Raw genomic sequence first — 19,142 nt, forward strand, 5'->3', positions numbered from 1 at the left:
ATGCATTCGATTACACGTTTGATGCTGGCGCCGCTGGCGGCATCCATCCTGTTGGCGGCCGGTTGTGTGAACTACGCCGGGATCGATCATCAGGGCAAATTGCTGGCGGTCGGCGATGCGCCGTCCGACAGCCTGAAAGACAAACTGCCGCCGGCCCAATGGCCGCGTGCGGACTGGTGGACATCGCTGGGCGACCCACGTCTGGGTGCTCTGATCGAAGAGGCGTATGCCAGCAACCCGGACTTGCAGGAAGTCGCTGCCCGGGTCGCGAAGGCCAACGCATTTCTCGACCTGCGCGACGCCGAGCGTTATCCGGAAATGGACGCATCGGCGGGTGTCACTCGCGGTCGGCTGTCGCGCTTCGAGGACTACAGCGGCGAGGGCCACAAGTACTTCACCGCACGCAATCTGGCGGTCAATTTCAGCTACACCTTCGACCTCTGGGGCGGCCAGCGTGCCGCGTGGGAATCGGCGCTCAACAGCGCACGAGCGGCGGAAGTCGATCTGCAATCGTCGCGGCTGATTCTCGCGGTCAACGTGGTCAAGGCCTACAACCAGTTGGCGTATGCGTGGCAGGTCTCGGAGCTCAATCAACGGGATCTCGAACGCCTGAGCAAACTGGTGGACCTGACGGATTCACGTTACGGCTCGGGCCTCGACAACCTGTCGCAACTCAAGCAGGTGCAGAGCCTCAAGGCGCGTTCGGAATCGACGCTGATCGGCGCCAACGAAGACATCGAAATCGCCCGCCTGCAGTTGTCGGCGCTGATCGGCAAGGGCGTCGATCGTGCGCACACGCTCGAGCGCCCATCGAATCTGCAAGCGAGTGTGGTGGCATTGCCGGCGCAGTTGCCGGCCCAACTATTGGGCCGTCGTCCGGACATCGTCGCCGCACGTTGGCGCGTGCAGGCCGAGACTAAAAACGTCGAGGCGGTGAAGACCACGTTCTACCCGAACATCAATCTGGTGGCGGCGGCGGGGTCCCATGCATTGACCGGTGATGCGCTGTTCGCCGGGGTCAGCAAGTTCTGGAACGTGGCGCCGACGGTGTCACTGCCGATCTTCGATGCCGGGCGTCTGCGCTCGGATCTCAAGGCCGGCAATGCCGAACTCGACAGCTCCATCGCACAGTACAACCGGGTGCTGAATTCGGCCCTGCACGAGGTGGCGATTTCGGTGACGCAGTTGCGTTCGTTCGAGCAGCAGATCGTCGTGCAGCGCGATGCCTGTGCAATTGCCCAGTCGTCCTACGATCTGTCGCAGTCGCGCTACAAGGCCGGGGAGGACACGTTCCTCGATGCGCTTAACATCGAGCAACAATTGATTCAGGACGAAATGCGCCTGGCCTTCCTCAACAGCAAGCACATCGACAGCTCGGTTTCGTTGATGGCAGCGCTGGGCGGCGGGTTCCAGGCGCCTGCGCTGGAGACCGCGCAGAGCAGCGATTTGTAGTTGTTTTGCGGGACGCCGCCTCTGGGGCGGCTGTCGCGGGGAAAAAACATCTTGTGTATAGTCTTACTGTTCTCGTATAGACGAATACAAGACGGATTTTTCCCGCCTATATCATCAAGGGTACCTACCTATGAACGTCCCGAATCATCCCAATCAGGATCAGATCCTTCTGGAAAATGTGCTGTCCGCATTGGGAAGCCCGCTGCGCCTGACCGTGTTGAAAGTATTGGCCGATGGCCAGGAACATCCGTGCGGCCGGATCCTCAAGGGTGCATCGAAGTCGACCATGACCCACCACTGGCGGGTTCTGCGTGACAGCGGTCTGATTTGGCAGCGCCCTTACGGTCGGGAAAACCTGCTGTCCCTGCGTCGTGAAGACATGGACGTGCGTTTTCCGGGCCTGCTCGACTCGCTGCTGTCGGCGGTCAAGACCGATGAACAGACCATCAGCGTCATCAGCAAACACGAAGTGACCGAAGAAGTCGGAGCCGAGTGACAGACACCGCCGGTGAAGGGTTGGCCTTCCACGGCAACCAACAATTCACCATCACCAGGAAGGTGTGAGCGGGTATGGATACAAGTCATTACTGGTCATCGCGACCGCTGTCGGAATTGACCGGCTCCGAGCATCACTGGCTGTTTTTGCCCGGGGCACTGACCCCACGTCTGAAAGCCATGGGCGATTATTCAATCGAAGTCGTCGAGCAGTCCCATGGCCCGCTCAATCCTGAAGAAGCGCAAGCGCTGAACGTGCCGCCAAACACCATTGGCTGGGTGCGTGAGGTGGTGATGAAGCTCGATGGCGAGGCATGTGTCACGGCGCGCAGCCTGACCAGCGTGCCGGCGCTGAATGGCGACTGGGCGGAGCTGAACGGCTACGGCCGTCGACCGCTGGCCGAGATTCTCTACACCTCGGAGCAGACCCTGCGCGAGCCTTTCCAATGTGCCTTGCTGCCGCCCGGTGCGCCGTTGGCCGCGCTGTCCTATCGCTACGCGCCGCAAGCCGAACGTCTGTTGGCCCGGCGTTCGCGTTTCACCCGCAATGGTTCGGCGCTGCTGGTCAGCGAGTGCTTCCTGCCAGCGTTCTGGGCTCGGGTCGAGTACGCTCAGGCGCTCAAGTCGGCCTGATGAAATGAAACCTGCGGAAGCGAACCCCCGCAGGTTTTTTTTCGCCGGTTTTTCAGAGCCGGATCACCGCTTCGATTTGCTTGATGGCCGGCGTCAGCGCTTGCGCCAGTTGCTCGGCTTTCGAGGTCGGGCGCATGGTTCTCGACGAGCGCAGAAACAACGGATCATCGAACCGCTTGCGCAGCCGTGCCAGCGATCCGCTGATGGCGGGTTGTTTGACGTGCAGACGTTCGGCCGTGCGGGACACGCTGCGTTCGCGGAACAGCACCAGGAAAATGATGATCAGGTTCAGGTCGATATCCGCGAAGTTGTCTTCATTGAATAGCATGGTTACATCCCTGTCATGACCCGCCGGCCGGCGTCAGTCGAGGCCGGCGGGTGTCTGGATCACTGCTCGGGTGCCAGGCGCAGTTCGTCGTTCAGACGGTAGTAACTGCGGTTGAAATAGACCAGGCCTTCCGTGGCCTCGCTGTGTTGCTGCAGCTCGAGAATTTCACAGTAGAAGATGCTGTGAGTGCCGACCTCGTCGACCTTGCTGACCCGGCAATCGAGGCTGACCAGCGCCTCCTCGATCACCGGCGAACCGGTCTTGAGGGTCTGGCAGTTCACGCTGGAAAAACGCTCCTGCATGCTCAACTGCCGATTGGCGAATGCGCCGGACGTCGACTGGTGGTCGCCGGTCAGGACGTTCACACACAGCACGCCATTGGTCTTGAAATGCTCGTGATTGGACGACGAGCGATTGACGCACACCAGCAGCGTCGGCGGTGAATCCGTCACGCTGCACACCGCCGACGCGGTAAAGCCGAAACGCCCCGCAGGGCCATCGGTCGTGACGATGGTGACGGCACTCCCCAGCATCGCCATTGCATTACGAAACTCCGTTGAATCAACCATCGCGTCACCTCATTCCATGTAGGTTTAATGGAGCCGATCCGTTCTTCCTTGTCCGTTGTCGTTGTGCGAAAACGGGTATCGGGCAACACGTTCGCTCTGGCGATATAGTACGTATGTATACGTACCTTGCAAGCTATTCCTTGTGCTTAATTTGCCAAAGAAAAAAACATGTTTACGGGAGTGCCAAGGCTTGCAACAAGGCTGTGGCATAGGGCGGCAACGCGGCGATGTCGCGGGCGCACAGCAACAGTTTGCGCCTGGCCCAGCCTTCACTCATCGGCAGGGTCTTGAAGGCTTGCGGCGCGGCGCGCTGAACCGCCGCCAGCGGCACGATGCCCAGGCCGGCACCTCGGGCCACCATGCGCATCACCCCGTCGAAGCCATCGGCGCGGATGCGGATCTGCATCCGCGAGCCGCTGTGCAGCGCCTGCTCTTCCAGGTAAATCGCCAAAGCGCTGTCGGCCTGCAGCCCGACAAAGTCATGGCGCAGAGCGTCGCTGAAACTGACTTCAGTCGCCTCGGACAGTGGATGATCCAAAGGCAGAATCAGCACCAGCGGGTCGTCGCGAAAGGCTCGGGTCTGCAAGTCGGTGGTGTCGATCGCGTCGGACACAATGCCCAGATCTGCCGCGCCCTGACGCAAGGCATGGGTGATGCGGGCGCTGGGCAGTTCCTGCAGATCGATGTCGAGGTTGGGATGCTCCCGCAGAAAATCCGCCAGCACCTCCGGCAGGTATTCACTGAGCGCCGTGGTGTTACACAGCAGGCGCACCTGGCCTCTGACGCCGCGGGCATATTCGGCCAGATCCTGTTGCAGACGTTCAGCCTGTTGCAGCATCACCCGCGCATGTTGCGCCAGGGCTTTGCCGGCCGGCGTCGGCGTGACACCACGGCGCCCGCGCTCAAGAAACTCGGTGCCCAACGACGCTTCCATCGCCCGGATCCGCGCACTGGCCGCCGCCAGCGACAGATGACTGCGAGCGGCGCCGGCGGTGATGTTGCCGCTGTCGAGGATGTGCAGGTACAGGCGCAGGTCGGTGAGGTCGAAGTGCATCGGACAGCCTCAATATCAGTGGTGTCAGTCCCGGCCTCATCGCGGGCAAGCCCGCTCCCACAGGTCCCGATGTCGAACACAAGTTCTGTGTATTACGCAAAAAACTGTGGGAGCGGGCTTGCCCGCGAAGAGGCCAGTGGCCGCAAAAAATATACTAGCCTCAGGCAGAGCGAGAGGCTGCCTCAGTGTATGACAGATTTTCAGTTGATCCTCGCAGGCGCACAGTATCGCCATGAACGCACTCGCAGATTTCTATCAAAACCTCGGTCTGGCCCTGTCATTGCTGGTGATGGCGACCTTCGTCGTCGCCGGGATGATCAAGGGCGTGATCGGCCTCGGCCTGCCCACCGTCGCCATGGGGCTGCTCGGTCTGGCTATGGCACCGTCGCAGGCTGCGGCGTTGCTGATCATTCCGGCAACCCTCACCAACGTCTGGCAACTGGCGTTCGGCGGACATTTGCAGGGGCTGGTGAAACGGCTGTGGCCGATGCTGCTGGCGATCTTCCTCGGCACGGCCATCGGCGCCTTGTGGATCGGCATGGCAGGCGGGCATTGGGTGGTGCGCGGACTTGGCGCGGCGCTATTGCTCTATGCGTTGAGCGGATTGTTCCTGCCGACGCTGAGTGTCAGTCGCCGCCATGAACCATGGCTGGGGCCGTTGTGTGGCGTGATCACCGGCGTCATCACTTCGGCGACGGGGGTGTTCGTGATTCCCGTCGTCCCGTACATGCAGGCCCTGGGCTTGAGCCGTGATGAACTGGTGCAGGCGCTGGGGCTGTCCTTCACCGTATCGACCCTGGCGCTGGCCGGCGGATTGCTCTGGCGCGGGTCGCTCGGCGGCACGGAACTGAGTGCTTCGCTGCTGGCGCTGATCCCCGCTGTCCTCGGCATGTGGCTCGGCCAATGGCTGCGCCAGCGCATCAGCGCCGCGCTGTTCAAGCGAGTGTTTTTCATCGGTCTGGGCGCGCTCGGCGCCCATCTGCTGATCAGCGGTTAGCGGACGACGGACTGAGCATTTCAATCGGGCGGATATCAAAATCCCGCTCCAGGTATTCCATGCGCTGGGCCAGGAACTGCTGCATGTGCGGCAGGTTCGAGTGCACGTCCAGATGCGCCTGGCTTTCCCAGATCTCGTAGAAGATGAACAGGCTCGGGTCTTCCTTGTCGCGCAGCATGTGGTACTCGATGCAGCCGGGTTCGGCGCGGCTCGGCTCGACGTAGGCGCGGAAAACGCTTCGAAAGCCTCGGCTTTTTCCGGGCGGGTCTTGGCGTGCAGGATGAAACCCTGGCGTTCGCTCATCGCAAAAAACTCCTCAGATTTAGATGGCGGCCAATCCTACGGCAACAATCGGCAATCGATTCGTGCGTTTTACTCAAATGATTTTTGCGCCATCGGTGCTTATTCCGCGCGAGACGGATCGCTAATCTGCCGCCATTCCATTTTTCCCCTTCTCCATCCAGCGCTCTGCGCTGCGCATCGGAATCCGATCGAGGCTCTCCCATGAAAAAAGTGCTGTTGCTCAATGGCGGTAAAAAATTCGCCCACTCCGACGGTCGCTACAACGCCACCCTGCACGAAGCGGCGTTGAGCGTGCTGGATCGTGGCGGTCTCGACGTCAAGACCACCTTCATCGACGAGGGTTACGACGTCGCCGAAGAAGTGGCCAAATTCCTATGGGCCGACGTGATCATTTATCAGATGCCGGGCTGGTGGATGGGCGCACCGTGGACCGTGAAAAAGTACATCGACGAAGTCTTCACCGAAGGCCACGGCAGCCTCTATGCCAGCGATGGTCGCACCCGTTCGGATTCTTCGCAGAAGTACGGCAGCGGCGGTCTGATCCACGGCAAGCAATACATGCTGTCGCTGACCTGGAACGCACCGCAGCAGGCGTTCGATGACCCGACCGACTTCTTCGAAGCCAAAGGCGTGGACGCCGTGTACTTTCCGTTCCACAAGGCCAACGAGTTTCTCGGCATGACCGGCCTGCCGACCTTCCTCTGTGTGGACGTGATGAAACGCCCGAACATTGAGGCCGACGTGGCGCGTTACGAGCAGCATCTGACCGAGGTGTTTGGCCTCAAGGCCTGACGCTCGGCTACTATCGAAGGCCTGAGCTTGCGCAGCAGGCCTTTCGATTCGAGGACACCCGTGAAAGCCAGATCCGATGAGTTGCAGATTTTCGTCTGCGTGATCGAATGCGGTTCGATTTCCGCCGCCGCCGAGCAGGTCGGACAGACGCCGTCGGCGGTCAGCCGCACGCTGTCGCGACTGGAAGCCAAGCTCGACACCACGCTGATCAACCGCACCACTCGGCGCATGGACCTGACCGAGGAGGGCAAGTACTTCTTCGAACAGGCCAAGCTGATCCTCGACCAGATGGACCAGCTCGAAGAGCGCCTGTCTTCGCGCCAGCAGACGCCATCAGGGCGACTGCGGATCAACGCCGCGTCGCCGTTCATGCTCCACGCCGTCGTGCCGTACATCGACGAATTCCGCCGGCTGTACCCGGACATCCAGCTCGAACTCAACAGCAATGACCTGATCATTGACCTGCTGGAACAAAGCACCGACGTCGCTATCCGCATCGGCACCCTCGCCGATTCGACGTTGCATGCCCGCTCGCTGGGTTGCAGTCCGCTGCTGATCGTCGCCAGCCCCGAGTACCTTGAGAAGCACGGCGCGCCGCAGGAAGTGGCCGATCTGAGCGAACACACCTTGCTTGGTTTCACCCAGAACGAAGGCCTCAACCAGTGGCCGCTGCGTTACGTTCACGGCGACCGTTGGCCGATCACCCCGGCAATCAGCGCCTCCAGCGGCGAGACGGTTCGCCATCTGGCGCTGGAGGGGCAGGGTATCGCCTGCCTCTCGCACTTCATGACCATCGACGACATTCGCGCCGGGCGCCTCAAGGTGTTGCTGGCGGAATTCAACAGCGGTTATCGCCAGCCGATCAACGCGGTGTACTACCGCAACTCGCAGCTGGCGCTGCGCATCCAGTGCTTCCTGGACTTCATCCAGAGCAAACTGGCGGCTTACGCCAGCGCTGATTTCAAGGGCTGATTCGTGATCCCTGCGCAACAGTGATTTGGTTTTGGGCGGGTTTTTCCACAGGACTCGCCGGTCGATACTCGCTCCATCACTTACTCACGCAGGGAGTTTCTCCATGAACGTATTCGTCACCGGCGCTGCCGGTTTTATCGGCGGCTCCATCGCCACCGCTCTGGTCCAGGCCGGCCACACCGTCACCGGTCTGGTGCGCAGCGCCGAACAGGCCAATGAGCTGAAAGCGCTGGGCATCACCCCGGTATTCGGCACCCTCGACGACAAGACACTGCTGGCCGAACAGGCCCGCGCCGCCGACGCCGTGATCAACGCCGCCAGCAGCGACCATCGCGGTGCGGTCGAAGCCCTGCTCGATGCCCTGCGCGGCTCGAACAAAGTGTTCCTGCACACCAGCGGTTCGAGCATCGTCGGCGATGCGTCCGGCGGCAAATCCAGCGACGTCATCTACTTCGAAGACAACCTGCCGGAGCCGACCGTCGACAAGGCCGCACGGGTGGCCATCGACAACCTGATCCTCGCCGCCGCGCAGGACGGCGTGAACTCGGCCGTCATCTGCAACACCCTGATTTACGGCCACAGCCTGGGCGTCAATCGCGACAGCGTGCAGCTGCCGCGTCTGCTGAAGCAGGCACGTAAAAGCGGCGTGGTTCGTCACGTCGGCACCGGTCAGAACATCTGGTCCAACGTGCACATCGAAGACGTGGTGGCGCTGTACCTGCTGGCCCTGACTAAAAACGTCCCGGGCACCTTCTACTTCGTCGAAAGCGGCGAAGCGTCGTTCATCGACATGACCACCGCCATGGCCCAGGCCCTGAACCTCGGCGAGCCACAAGACTGGCCACTGAAAGATGCCGAAGCCGAGTGGGGCTACGAGATGGCCAACTACGGCCTCGGCTCCAACAGCCGCGTACGCGGCAAACACGCCCGCGAACTGCTCGGCTGGGCGCCGAAGCGCACGTCGGTGGTTGAATGGATTCGTAACGAAATGGTGTGAGGGTTGATTAAACCCGAGAGGGCTTTGCGACTAACCTGTGAACGGCTGCCTTTGGGCAGCCGTTTGTGTTTTTGGATTTGTCTTGGCGCCGAGATTGAGTGAATTCGCCACTTTTTCAGAAACTGTATGACGACTCTATTCGGCCAGAGAAAGATGCAGAAACTTGCTGTCCTTGAGCTTCAGCTTGCGTTCAATCGATTCAACGCTCTGACCCGTTTCGATGGCTGTCGAGCTGGCAATCGCGCGTATCAACGCTTCGGCAGTGAGCTTGTTGGGGCGGCGGCGCGAAGCAGTCATGGCAGGAACTCGATAGAAAGCGTCTGCCGAGTATAGCGCCTGGACTGATGTTGAAAACCTTGTGGCCCGGGCGAAACCTTCAGCCGGGTCATGAAAATCCCACCCCGCGATTTTCATTATTCGCGACAAGACATATCCAAAAACGACAAGCCTTATCCCTCCACGAAAATTACTTTCACTTCGTTTGAAAACTCGATCTCGAAATGATTTATGAGTTTCACAACCCATTCGAACGTGACCCTTTCGAGGAGTACCGCATGACACCGTCCTTCGGCTATTGGCTGCTGGTGTACGCCGCCGTTGCCATCATCGCCCTGATCGTTCTGATCGCCCGTTACCGGCTCAATCCGTTCATTGTCATCACCCTGATTTCCATTGGCCTGGCGCTGGTGGCGGGGATGCCGCCGTCCGGGGTGGTGGGGGCGTACGAGGCCGGGGTGGGCAAGACGCTGGGGCACATTGCGCTGGTGGTGGCGCTGGGGACGATGCTCGGCAAGATGATGGCCGAGTCCGGCGGGGCCGAGCAGATGGCGCGCACGTTGATCGAGCGCTTTGGCGAGAAGAACGCGCACTGGGCGATGGTGTGCATTGCATTTCTGGTGGGGCTGCCGCTGTTTTTCGAAGTCGGTTTCGTGTTGCTGGTGCCGATTGCCTTTACCGTGGCGCGGCGGGTGGGCGTGTCGATTCTGATGGTCGGTCTGCCGATGGTCGCCGGGCTGTCGGTGGTGCATGCGCTGGTGCCGCCGCACCCGGCGGCGATGCTGGCGGTGCAGGCCTATCAGGCATCGGTCGGGCAGACCTTGCTGTACGCAATTGCCATCGGCATTCCGACGGCGATCATTGCCGGCCCCCTGTACGCCAAATTCATCGTGCCGCGCATTCAGTTGCCGGCGGATAACCCGCTGGAAAAACAATTCCTCGAACGCGAACCCCTCGACAGCCTGCCGGGTTTCGGCATCACCATGGCGACCATTCTGTTGCCGGTGGTGCTGATGCTGATCGGCGGCTGGGCCAACCTGATTGCCACGCCGGGCAGCGCTTTCAATCAATTCCTGTTGTTCATCGGCAACTCGGTGATCGCGCTGTTGCTGGCGACGCTGTTGAGCTTCTGGACGCTCGGCATTGCCCAGGGTTTTAACCGCGAATCGATCCTCAAATTCACCAACGAATGCCTGGCACCGACCGCCAGCATCACCTTGCTGGTGGGCGCCGGTGGCGGGCTGAACCGGATTCTGGTGGACGCCGGCGTCACCGATCAGATCGTCGGCCTGGCCCACGAATTTCACCTGTCGCCGCTGATCATGGGCTGGCTGTTCGCCGCGTTGATGCGCATCGCCACCGGATCGGCGACCGTGGCGATGACCACGGCTTCCGGCGTGGTCGCGCCGGTGGCCATCGGTCTGGGTTATCCCCACCCGGAACTGCTGGTGCTGGCGACCGGCGCGGGCTCGGTTATCTTTTCCCACGTCAACGACGGCGGCTTCTGGTTGATCAAGGAATACTTCAACATGACCGTGGCCCAGACGTTCAAGACCTGGACGGTGCTGGAAACCCTGATCTCGATTGTCGCTTTCGCCCTGACCGTCGGTCTTTCTTACCTGCTGTAGTCGGAGTTATCCGCCATGGACATCCTTTATCAGATCCGCGCCCGTCAGGATTCCTTCAGCGCCGGTGAAGGACGCATCGCCCGTCTGATGCTCGACGACGTAGGATTTGCCGCCTCCGCCAGCCTCGAAGAGCTGGCGCAGCGGGCCGAAGTCAGCACCGCCACGCTGTCGCGCTTCGCCCGCACCGTCGGTTGTCGCGACCTGCGCGATCTGCGACTGCAACTGGCCCAGGCCAGCGGCGTCGGCAGCCGTTTTCTCGACCCGGCGGGCACGCCCGAACAGTCGGCGTTTTACGGGCAGATCGTCGGCGATATTGAAACCACGCTTCGCCAGCATCTGGCGGCGTTCGACGAATCGCGCTTCGCCGATGCGGTGAAACTGCTGGGCCAGGCGCGGATGATCCACGCCTTCGGCATTGGCGGTTGCTCGACCCTGTGCAGCGATGAGTTGCAGGTGCGACTGGTGCGTCTCGGCTACCCGATTGCGGTGTGCCACGACGCGGTGATGATGCGTGTCACCGCCGCCAGCCTCAGCGCCGAGCAGGTGGTGATCGTCTGTTCGCTGACCGGCATCACCCCGGAGTTGCTGGAGACCGTAGCGCTGGCGCGCAACTACGGCGCACGGATTCTCGCCATCACCCGCGCCGACTCGCCGCTGGCGGAACTGGCCGACATCGTCCTGCCGCTGCAAGGCGCCGAGACCTCGTTCATCTACAAACCGACGGCGGCGCGCTACGGCATGCTGCTGGCCATCGACGTGCTGGCCACCGAGCTGGCACTGGCCAATCCTGAAGACAATCAAGAACGTCTGCGGCGGATCAAACTCGCCTTGGACGAATACCGTGGCGGCGACGATCACCTGCCGCTGGGAGACTGACATGCTGTACGACACCCTGATTCGCAACGCCCTGGTCATCGACGGCAGCAACAGCCCCGGTTACGCCGCCGACGTGGCGATCCTCGACGGCCGCATCGCGCGCATCGGCGACTTGGGCGATGCCCGCGCCACCGATGAAATCGACGCCGCCGGCCGTGTGCTGGCGCCGGGTTTCATTGATGTGCACACCCACGACGACACCGTGGTGATCCGCCAGCCACAGATGCTGCCGAAGCTCAGCCAGGGCGTGACCACGGTGATTGTCGGCAACTGCGGCATCAGTGCCGCGCCGGTCAGTTTGCGCGGCAATCCGCCGGATCCGATGAACCTGCTCGGCACTGCAGCGGCGTTTGTTTATCCACGTTTCAGCGATTACCGCGCAGCGGTCGAAGCAGCCAACACCACGCTGAACGTCGCGGCGCTGGTCGGGCACACGGCGCTGCGCAGCAATCACCTCGATGATCTGTTTCGCACCGCCACTGACGATGAAATCAGCGCCATGCGCGAGCAGTTGCGTGAAAGCCTGGAGGCGGGCGCCCTTGGGTTATCCACAGGGCTGGCGTATGCGAGTGCGTTCTCGGCATCCACCGATGAAGTCATGCAATTGACCGAAGAATTGAATGCGTTCGGCGCGGTGTACACCACCCACCTGCGCAGTGAATTCGAACCGGTGCTGGAAGCAATGGACGAGGCCTTCCGCATCGGCCGCCACGCCCAGTCGCCGGTGATCATTTCCCACCTCAAATGTGCCGGCGCCGGTAACTGGGGGCGCAGTCCGCAGTTGCTCGCCTCGCTGGAAGCCGCGGCGAAAACTCACCCGGTCGGTTGCGATTGCTATCCGTATGCGGCGAGCTCTTCGACCCTGGATCTGAAGCAGGTCACTGACGCCCACCGCATCACCATCACTTGGTCGACGCCGCATCCGGACATGGGCGGTCGTGACCTGATGGATATCGCCGCCGAATGGAACCTGTCATTGTTCGACGCCGCCAAACGCCTGCAACCGGCGGGCGCGGTGTATTACGGGATGGACGAGAACGACGTGCGCCGGATCCTCGCTCATCCGCTGTCGATGGTCGGCTCCGACGGCCTGCCGGAAGACCCGTTCCCCCATCCGCGCCTGTGGGGAGCTTTCCCACGGGTGCTCGGACATTTCAGTCGTGATGTCGGGCTGTTTCCGCTGCACACCGCGGTGCACAAGATGACCGGTCTGTCGGCCGCGCGATTCGGTCTGAAGGAACGGGGCGAGATTCGTGAAGGCCACTGGGCGGATCTGGTGTTGTTCGACCCGGCGACCGTGCGCGACGTGGCGGATTTCAACGACCCGCAACGTGCCGCCCAAGGCATCGACGGGGTGTGGATCAATGGTGTGTTGAGTTATCGTGACGGCCGGGCCAACGGGCAAACAGCAGGGCGTTTCCTGGCGCGCCAGGGCGATCTGCGCGACGGCTTTCGTTGAATTTTGCTGACTGCGTCACGGTGATGGCACATTGCAATTAAAGAAAGCCATCACCAAGCCGAATTGCTGACATCCACCCCGGCTACACTCTGGGGCCAATCAGTCAGGGAGCAACCCATGAGCTTCGGCAAAACCACCCCGATCCTGCGGATTTTCGATGAAGCCAAAGCCGTGGAGTTCTACGTCGACTTCCTCGGCTTCAAGATCGATTGGCAGCATCGTTTCGAACCCGGTTTCCCGTTGTACCTGCAGGTCTCGCGCGGCGAGTGCGTGCTGCATCTGTCCGAACACCACGGCGATGCAACACCGGGTTCGGCCCTGCGGATCGAGACCGATGAGCTGGAGGCGTTTCAGCAGCAGTTGCTGGCCAAGGAATACACGTTTTCGCATCCACAGATTCAGGCCATGCCGTGGGGCAGCCAGGACATGACCATCGCCGATCCGTTCGGCAATCGTCTGGTGTTTACCAACGCGATCAGCCTCTAGCCGTCGTTCGAGACCCGGTGAATGTGCCGAAACTCACCGGGCGGCATCCCGCGTCGGCTCTTGAAGGCGCGGTGAAAGGAGCGTGATTCGCTGAAGCCCAGATACTGGGCGATGTCCTGAATCGGCAGGGTGCTGTTGAGCAGGTAATGCTCGGCCAGTTCCTGGCGCAGTTCATCGAGAATCTGCTGATACGACGTGCCGGCCTGATGCAACTGGCGTTGCAGCGTGCGTACCGACACGGCGAGATGTTCTGCCACTTGTTCCTTGCGCGGCAGGCCTTCCTTGAGCAACTGGCGCAGGGTGCTTTTCACCCGCTGCTCCAGCGAAGCATCCTCCAGCGTCGCCATCAAACTCTGCGCGTGTTCTTCCAGCGTGCGCAGCAAATGTGCATCGGCCTGGCGCAACGGCAACTGCAAATACGGCAACGGCACGATCAACGCGGAATACGCCTGATCGAACAGTACCGGGCATTCGAAAAACTGTTCGTACTGCGCCAGCGTCGTGTCCGCCGGGATCGAGTGCTCCAGCCACACCGCGGCCGGCGACAGTCGGGTATCGGCGATCCAGCGTGCGTATTGCAGCCAGGAGCCAAGCACGTTTTCCACCAGATGCCGGCGAATCCGCGGACGCTCAAAGCGACAGCTCCAGATCAGGTGCACGTGGCCGTCGTGCACCTCGGCGCGACTGACGCCCATGTCGCCCACCAGTTTTTCGAACGGCATGATGCGGCTCATGGCATCGCCCAATGTCGCGCAATTCATGGTGATGTAACCCAGCACGCTCCACGAGTTGGGCAGGACGAAATTCGCCGCGTTGAGGCCGAACAGCGGATCGCCCGAGTGTTCGCAAAAGTAATCGAGCAAGCGCTCATGGGTTTCCCCCGGCAAGCGCAGGCTGTTGTCGCTCAACTGCTGCGCCTGCAACCCGGCCGCCGCCAACGCAGGCTCGATGGCCATGCCCAGGTGTTCGGCATGGCGCAGGTACTTGAGCAGCGGTGGGACGGAGGTGAAGCCGAGCGATTGCATGACCGAATCCTCTTGATCGAGGCCGCCGGGGGCGGATGAGCGCTCTGAAAGGTAATTTGAATCCGCGAATAAAGTAAATGGCTGACGCTTGCGCGACGTTGGGGGTTGAGGTGATCAACCCTTGGAGAATTTGAGCGAGACAAGCCTTAAGTCTTTGTGACAAAGCCCGCGTCCTGCGGGCTTTGTCATTGAACGATCAAGAAGAAGCGGCGAGCGCACCGCACTCGCCATCTCCCGCATCAATCCGTCGGCACGACCTTGTCCAGCGCACGGTTAACGGCCAGTTCGGCGATCATCACGATCTGGGCGATGCCTTGCAGGGTCTTGCGGTGGCTGCCCTCGACCAGCGCCACATGATTGTTGAGCATGACGGTGGCGGAGCCGAGGGATTCGCTGGCGTCCACCAGCAGGGATTCGGTATCGGCTTCGGGGTGAGCCTGGTAGAGGGTGTTGGGTTTGTAGGGCGCGGCCATGATGTGGGCGCTGAGTGGGCCCAGGTGATAATCGAGGGCGCGTTCGGCGGCTTCGTTGAAGCGTTTCGAACCGGGGCATTCGTAGGGGGATGCCGGATCCGGGATGACTGTGGGTTCGGTGAGCGGTGGGTTTGGCGTTACCTTGAACATGGGTGACTAACCTCTGGTTAGGCCGCACCTTTTCGCCGCTAAGCAAAAGGGTGGCAGCTGTGCGCAAGTTAGCGGACCGGTAAGTCACCCAAAACCCGGCGCACCCGAAGGTGCCATGCGCACAGCCACCATCAAGTGCAGGCTTGCGCCTGACTGGATTCGACATGTGCAACCGTTGGGGGACATTCCGAACCGCTAAGTTCGGTCACTGGAAATCAGTGACGCAATCAAATTACGCAGCCAGCCCAAGGCGCACAAGCCGGCGGATTCTGGCGTAGCCGTAGGCAACGGCGCAAGGTTTTGTGGGCTTCGGGACGTATCACGGCGTGTCATTAAACACCAATCGCCAACCGTGTGTAATTGCGTTTCAGAGCGCGTCATCCACTTCCTGAAGTTGGCAATTTTCCGGGTAAAAAAGAAGGGCAGCTTTTCAGCTGCCCTTCTTTGTACATCGGTTTTCGTGTGCAGGGTTTACACGCGGAAGTGGCTCACCATCTGCTGCAACTGCCCACCCAACCGCGCCAGTTCAACGCTGGACTTGGCCGTCTCATCACTCGCCGCCGCCGTCTGCTCCGACACGTCGCGGACGTTGATGATGCTGCGGCTGATTTCTTCGGCCACGGCGCTCTGCTGTTCGGCGGCTGCGGCGATCTGCTGGTTCATCGACTGGATGTTCGACACCGTGCGGGTGATGTTTTCCAGCGAGTCGCCAGCCTTGCGGGTCAGGGCGACGCTGCTGTCGGTCAGGGCGCGGCTGTTGTTCATCACGGCGGCCACTTGCTGCGTGCCGTTCTGCAGACCGGCCACCAGGCCTTCGATTTCCTCGGTGGATTTCTGCGTGCGCTGGGCCAGGCCACGGACTTCATCGGCGACCACGGCAAAACCGCGACCGGCTTCACCGGCACGGGCGGCTTCGATGGCAGCGTTGAGGGCCAGCAGGTTGGTTTGTTCGGCCACAGCCTTGATCACGTCCATGACGCTGCCGATCTTGTCGCTTTCCTGTTGCAGCACGCTCATGGCTTCGGTGGAACGCACCACTTCGCTGGCCAGACGCTCGATCTGGGCGATGGCTTCGTTCACCACTTTGTCGCCTTCACGGGCTTCGCCGTCAGCGGCGGCTGCGGCTTGCGAGGCTTCTTCGGCATTGCGCGCGACTTCCTGCACGGTGGCAGTCATCTCGTGCATCGCGGTGGCGACCTGATCGGTCTCGACCTTCTGGCTGTTCACGCCGGCGCTGGTCTGTTCGGTCACGGCCGACAGTTCTTCGGCGGCGCTGGCGATCTGGGTCACGCCGTCGCGGATGCCGCTGATCAGGTCGCGCAGGGTCACGCCCATGCGCGCGATGCCTTGTTGCAACACGCCGAGTTCGTCGCGGCGGGTGACGATCACGTTCTGGCTCAGGTCGCCGCTGGCGATGCGGTCGACCACGGCCATGGTTTCCTGCAGCGGACGGGTGATCTGACGGGTGATGATGAAGGCAGCGATGATACCCACCAGCAACGCCAGCAGGGTGCTGATCAGTTGCAGGGTGCGGGCCTGGGCGCTTTCCGCGTCACGGCGATCGAGCTGGATCTGATACAGCTGCTCGCTCAGGCTCACGATGGTCGTGCCCTGATCGGTCATTTCCTTGCGCGCCTGCACCGCATCGGTGTTGGCGTTCTTGAAGGCCTGCAAGGCGCTGCGGTAGTTGGTCAGTGCGGTTTCCAGCTGACGCAGGGCGTCCTGTTGGGTGCTGGCGAAATGCATGTTCAGTGGCTTGAGGCTGGCGATGGCCACGTCCAGTTGGCCGACGGCTTTCTGCTCGGTCTCGGCGTTGGCGGTGGCGGTGTAGCCGCGCACTTCGTAGCGCGCCAGGATAAAGGCTTCCTTGGCGGCGGTGACGGCCTGGAACTGCTCGAAACGCTCATCGCTCAACGGCATTTGCTGGACGCGGTTGCTCAGCGCTTCGATCAGGCCGTAGGCCGTCGCGGCACTGGAGGCCATCGAGTCGCGCGCCGTGTTGCCGGTGCGGTAGGCGTTACGCATCTTGTTGAGCGAAGTCTGGTACTCGGCGATGGTCGCCGCCTGCTCCTTGAGCAGCTTGACGTTTTCCGGGCTCTTGAAGCTGCTGATCAGCTTCTGCTGTTGGGCGGCGAACCCGTCGAGGGTGGTCTGCACGTTCTGCGCGGCGGTTTCGTCGCCGTTGGTCAGCATGTATTGCAGGCGCACCACGCGCAGTTTGGTCAGGCCAGCGTTGAGCTGGGTGATGTCGCTCATCCAGTTGCTGCGGTCAATCAGGCCGCCCAGGCTGGTCCAGCCAGTGAGTGCCAGGATGCAGGTCAGGGCCAGGACGAGGCCGAATCCGAGCCCGAGTTTCAGGTTCACGCTGATGTTGCCGAACCAGCTATTCATCAAAAATCCTCCAGAAAAACGTTGTGCGTCTTGATCGTCGGTCAGGCTGGAAGATTGTTGTTTTTTTGCGCCAGCAAGGGTGTAAGCAGGACTGTATCGGCCGCAAATCCGAGAGCTGAAAGGATTTTGTCCTACGGAATTTGTAACAGGCACTCACAAGACTTTTTTCACATGGGTTTCACTGGCTGCCCACGCCGTGCTCTCTAACCTCGCCGCATCGAATGACAAGTGATGGCGGCTTTTTGTGGAATTGCGACTGAGTCTGTTCGGCGTCAAACGCTCGATTGATCTGAGCGGTCTGGCCCGTTTTCGAAACACCTGGGTGGTATTGGCGGCCTCGGTGCTGGTCATTCCGCTGACCCTCTGGCTGCTCGCCCCGGCGGCGGTGCCGGACCTTGCCCACGGCAATGTGGCCGGGGCGCAGGCGCTGAAGGACGGTTGGAGCAAAGGCGAAATCATCGTGCTGGTGCGACACGTCGAGCGCTGCGACCACTCGAAAGCCGCTTGCCTGAGCGGCCACGATGGCATCACCGATCGCTCGCGCAGTGTCGCGGTGAGCGTCGGCGCGCAGTTCGAGCAGTTGGGCCTGGACAAGGCCGACGTCTACAACAGCCCGATGGTGCGCACGGTGCAGACCGCCGGCTACATGTTCAACAAGGCGGCGACCGGCGAAGACTGGCTGATCAGTTGCAAGGGCCGGATGCTGCAGGACGCGCTCGCGCACAAAGTCCCGGGACGCAACCTGATTCTGGTGACCCACAGCGAATGCATGGCGCAGCTGGAAAAAGACCTCAAGGTGCCGGCCTCGACCCTCGGATACGGCGCATCGCTGTTTGTTTCCGCCGCCAGCCCGGCGGCCCCACAGATGCTCGGCTTCATTGAAGCCTCCGACTGGCGCACGGTGACCACCCGATGAAATCCCGCTTTTACGCTTACAACTTCGGCATCCCGCTGCTGTGTGCCGCGCTGGTGTTCCTGATGTTCGACATGACCAACATCGACATCGCCTTCAGCAATTTGCTGTTCGATCCTCTGACCCACACGTTCCCGCTCGACAAGATCCACTTCTTTGAAAAACTGACCCACAAGTGGGCGCGGATCATTCCGAACTGGACGGCGGAAATCGCCTTGATTGGCGCCATGTTGTCGTTTGTCTGGCCGCTGGTGAAACCGCAAAAGCATCCGCGTCTGGGCGGGTTTCTCGAGCGCAGTAAAGTCGCCCCGGTGCTGCGCTTTGCCGCCGAGCAGCGTAGGGATTTTCTATTTGTGGTGGTGGCTTTCGCGGTCTGCACCGGGGTGATCCATTTCCTCAAGGCACACACCAGCGTCTACTGCCCGATCGAGACCACGCTGTACGGCGGAAAGATGCCGCACATCGAGTGGTACAACAATTTCCAGCTGTTCCACGAAGCGGGCGAAGGGCGTTGCTGGCCGGGCGGTCATGCTTCCGGTGGCTTCACCATGCTGGCGCTGTATTTCGTGGCGCGTCGTTATCAGTGGCGCTTCTCCAGCGCGTTGTTGTGGGGCTCGCTGCTGCTCGGTTTTGTCTACGGCACTACGCGAGTCCTACAGGGCTGGCACTACATGTCCCACACGTTCTGGGCCGGGATCTTTGTGTGGCTGGCGTGTTTGCTGACGGCGCTGGCGTTTTACGGGCGGGCTCGTCTGGAGTTGCCGGTGTTGAGCAAGCGAGAGCGGAAGGTGTTCGGCGCACAGCCTGAGGTTTCTCTCTAAGGTCTCGCCGCTGAAATGAAAAACCCGCCATCACCGGCGGGTTTTTTGTTTG

Annotated in this window: 20 protein-coding genes and 2 pseudogenes; 13 read left to right on the forward strand and 9 right to left on the reverse strand. The window is 61.3% G+C overall.

Annotation, left to right across the window (positions count from 1 at the left end; translation table 11 throughout):
* The 3 genes from K3819_RS03580 to K3819_RS03590 all read left to right on the forward strand — a co-directional run bounded on the left by K3819_RS03580 (nt 1) and on the right by K3819_RS03590 (nt 2,580).
* On the forward strand, nt 1–1,452 hold the full coding sequence (locus K3819_RS03580; protein ID WP_221398644.1) for an efflux transporter outer membrane subunit: 1,452 nt from the start codon (nt 1–3) through the stop codon (nt 1,450–1,452).
* A gap of 130 nt (nt 1,453–1,582) precedes the next feature.
* Complete coding sequence (locus K3819_RS03585; protein WP_039772921.1) at nt 1,583–1,948, forward strand: helix-turn-helix transcriptional regulator; 366 nt, start codon at nt 1,583–1,585, stop codon at nt 1,946–1,948.
* A 74-nt stretch (nt 1,949–2,022) separates the two neighbouring features.
* Nucleotides 2,023–2,580 (forward strand): chorismate lyase, encoded by a 558-nt coding sequence (locus K3819_RS03590; protein WP_221398645.1) that lies wholly within the window; start codon nt 2,023–2,025, stop codon nt 2,578–2,580.
* A gap of 52 nt (nt 2,581–2,632) precedes the next feature.
* Here the strand turns inward: K3819_RS03590 and K3819_RS03595 are convergent, their stop codons facing one another.
* The 3 genes from K3819_RS03595 to K3819_RS03605 all read right to left on the reverse strand — a co-directional run bounded on the left by K3819_RS03595 (nt 2,633) and on the right by K3819_RS03605 (nt 4,531).
* The gene (locus K3819_RS03595; protein WP_007953837.1) at nt 2,633–2,908 is read right to left on the reverse strand and encodes a LysR family transcriptional regulator; all 276 of its coding nucleotides are present in this window, start codon (nt 2,906–2,908) and stop codon (nt 2,633–2,635) included.
* A gap of 59 nt (nt 2,909–2,967) precedes the next feature.
* The gene (locus K3819_RS03600) at nt 2,968–3,477 is read right to left on the reverse strand and encodes a flavin reductase (RefSeq protein ID WP_007953834.1); all 510 of its coding nucleotides are present in this window, start codon (nt 3,475–3,477) and stop codon (nt 2,968–2,970) included.
* A gap of 172 nt (nt 3,478–3,649) precedes the next feature.
* Nucleotides 3,650–4,531: a LysR substrate-binding domain-containing protein gene (locus tag K3819_RS03605; RefSeq protein WP_221398646.1), complete on the reverse strand. Its 882-nt coding sequence runs from the start codon at nt 4,529–4,531 to the stop codon at nt 3,650–3,652.
* Between the two features lie 232 nt (nt 4,532–4,763).
* On the opposite strand from K3819_RS03605, the gene K3819_RS03610 reads away from it, so the two are divergent.
* Nucleotides 4,764–5,528, forward strand: a complete 765-nt coding sequence (locus K3819_RS03610) for a sulfite exporter TauE/SafE family protein (RefSeq protein ID WP_221398647.1) — start codon at nt 4,764–4,766, stop codon at nt 5,526–5,528.
* On the opposite strand, the pseudogene K3819_RS03615 reads toward K3819_RS03610, so the two are convergent.
* Nucleotides 5,518–5,831, reverse strand: a pseudogene (locus K3819_RS03615) (putative quinol monooxygenase). The gene K3819_RS03610 and the pseudogene K3819_RS03615 sit on opposite strands and share 11 nt — an antisense overlap.
* Nucleotides 5,832–6,032: 201 nt before the next feature.
* Between K3819_RS03615 and K3819_RS03620 the strand changes: the two are divergent.
* The 3 genes from K3819_RS03620 to K3819_RS03630 all read left to right on the forward strand — a co-directional run bounded on the left by K3819_RS03620 (nt 6,033) and on the right by K3819_RS03630 (nt 8,592).
* A complete protein-coding gene (locus tag K3819_RS03620) occupies nt 6,033–6,623 on the forward strand; it encodes an NAD(P)H-dependent oxidoreductase (protein ID WP_221398648.1) in 591 nt (196 codons plus the stop codon).
* Nucleotides 6,624–6,683: 60 nt separating this feature from the next.
* Entirely contained in the window at nt 6,684–7,595 is a 912-nt protein-coding gene (locus K3819_RS03625) for a LysR family transcriptional regulator (RefSeq protein WP_102718609.1), read from the forward strand.
* Between the two features lie 103 nt (nt 7,596–7,698).
* Nucleotides 7,699–8,592, forward strand: coding sequence for an NAD-dependent epimerase/dehydratase family protein (locus tag K3819_RS03630; protein ID WP_221398649.1), 894 nt, complete (start codon nt 7,699–7,701; stop codon nt 8,590–8,592).
* Nucleotides 8,593–8,727: 135 nt separating this feature from the next.
* Here K3819_RS03630 and K3819_RS03635 read toward each other — a convergent pair whose 3' ends face one another.
* The gene (locus tag K3819_RS03635) at nt 8,728–8,889 is read right to left on the reverse strand and encodes a hypothetical protein (protein WP_221398650.1); all 162 of its coding nucleotides are present in this window, start codon (nt 8,887–8,889) and stop codon (nt 8,728–8,730) included.
* Nucleotides 8,890–9,146: 257 nt separating this feature from the next.
* On the opposite strand from K3819_RS03635, the gene K3819_RS03640 reads away from it, so the two are divergent.
* From K3819_RS03640 to K3819_RS03655, 4 genes are all read left to right on the forward strand, one after another.
* Nucleotides 9,147–10,496, forward strand: a complete 1,350-nt coding sequence (locus tag K3819_RS03640; protein WP_221398651.1) for a GntP family permease — start codon at nt 9,147–9,149, stop codon at nt 10,494–10,496.
* A 15-nt stretch (nt 10,497–10,511) separates the two neighbouring features.
* Nucleotides 10,512–11,372 (forward strand): MurR/RpiR family transcriptional regulator, encoded by an 861-nt coding sequence (locus K3819_RS03645; protein WP_007953817.1) that lies wholly within the window; start codon nt 10,512–10,514, stop codon nt 11,370–11,372.
* Between the two features lies 1 nt (nt 11,373).
* Nucleotides 11,374–12,831, forward strand: coding sequence for an amidohydrolase family protein (locus tag K3819_RS03650; RefSeq protein ID WP_221398652.1), 1,458 nt, complete (start codon nt 11,374–11,376; stop codon nt 12,829–12,831).
* A gap of 117 nt (nt 12,832–12,948) precedes the next feature.
* On the forward strand, nt 12,949–13,317 hold the full coding sequence (locus K3819_RS03655; RefSeq protein ID WP_064593313.1) for a glyoxalase superfamily protein: 369 nt from the start codon (nt 12,949–12,951) through the stop codon (nt 13,315–13,317).
* Here the strand turns inward: K3819_RS03655 and K3819_RS03660 are convergent.
* The 4 genes and pseudogenes from K3819_RS03660 to K3819_RS29650 all read right to left on the reverse strand — a co-directional run.
* Nucleotides 13,314–14,342 carry an AraC family transcriptional regulator gene (locus K3819_RS03660; RefSeq protein ID WP_221398653.1) on the reverse strand — a complete coding sequence of 343 codons (1,029 nt, stop codon included), beginning with the start codon at nt 14,340–14,342 and terminating at the stop codon, nt 13,314–13,316. The genes K3819_RS03655 and K3819_RS03660 overlap by 4 nt on opposite strands.
* A 239-nt stretch (nt 14,343–14,581) precedes the next feature.
* On the reverse strand, nt 14,582–14,965 hold the full coding sequence (locus K3819_RS03665; RefSeq protein WP_221398654.1) for a DUF6124 family protein: 384 nt from the start codon (nt 14,963–14,965) through the stop codon (nt 14,582–14,584).
* A gap of 471 nt (nt 14,966–15,436) precedes the next feature.
* The gene (locus K3819_RS29645; protein ID WP_371857340.1) at nt 15,437–16,300 is read right to left on the reverse strand and encodes a methyl-accepting chemotaxis protein; all 864 of its coding nucleotides are present in this window, start codon (nt 16,298–16,300) and stop codon (nt 15,437–15,439) included.
* A gap of 42 nt (nt 16,301–16,342) precedes the next feature.
* A pseudogene (locus K3819_RS29650) lies at nt 16,343–17,356 on the reverse strand (methyl-accepting chemotaxis protein); the annotation flags it as partial.
* Between the two features lie 244 nt (nt 17,357–17,600).
* On the opposite strand from K3819_RS29650, the gene K3819_RS03675 reads away from it, so the two are divergent.
* Nucleotides 17,601–18,272 carry a histidine phosphatase family protein gene (locus K3819_RS03675; protein WP_221398656.1) on the forward strand — a complete coding sequence of 224 codons (672 nt, stop codon included), beginning with the start codon at nt 17,601–17,603 and terminating at the stop codon, nt 18,270–18,272.
* On the forward strand, nt 18,269–19,090 hold the full coding sequence (locus K3819_RS03680) for a phosphatase PAP2 family protein (RefSeq protein WP_221398657.1): 822 nt from the start codon (nt 18,269–18,271) through the stop codon (nt 19,088–19,090). The genes K3819_RS03675 and K3819_RS03680 overlap by 4 nt, the downstream gene beginning before the upstream one ends.
* Nucleotides 19,091–19,142 lie beyond the last annotated feature (52 nt).

Origin of the sequence: Pseudomonas sp. 3-2 (assembly GCF_019710535.1) — a bacterium.
In the GTDB taxonomy this organism is placed as follows: domain Bacteria; phylum Pseudomonadota; class Gammaproteobacteria; order Pseudomonadales; family Pseudomonadaceae; genus Aquipseudomonas; species Aquipseudomonas pharyngis.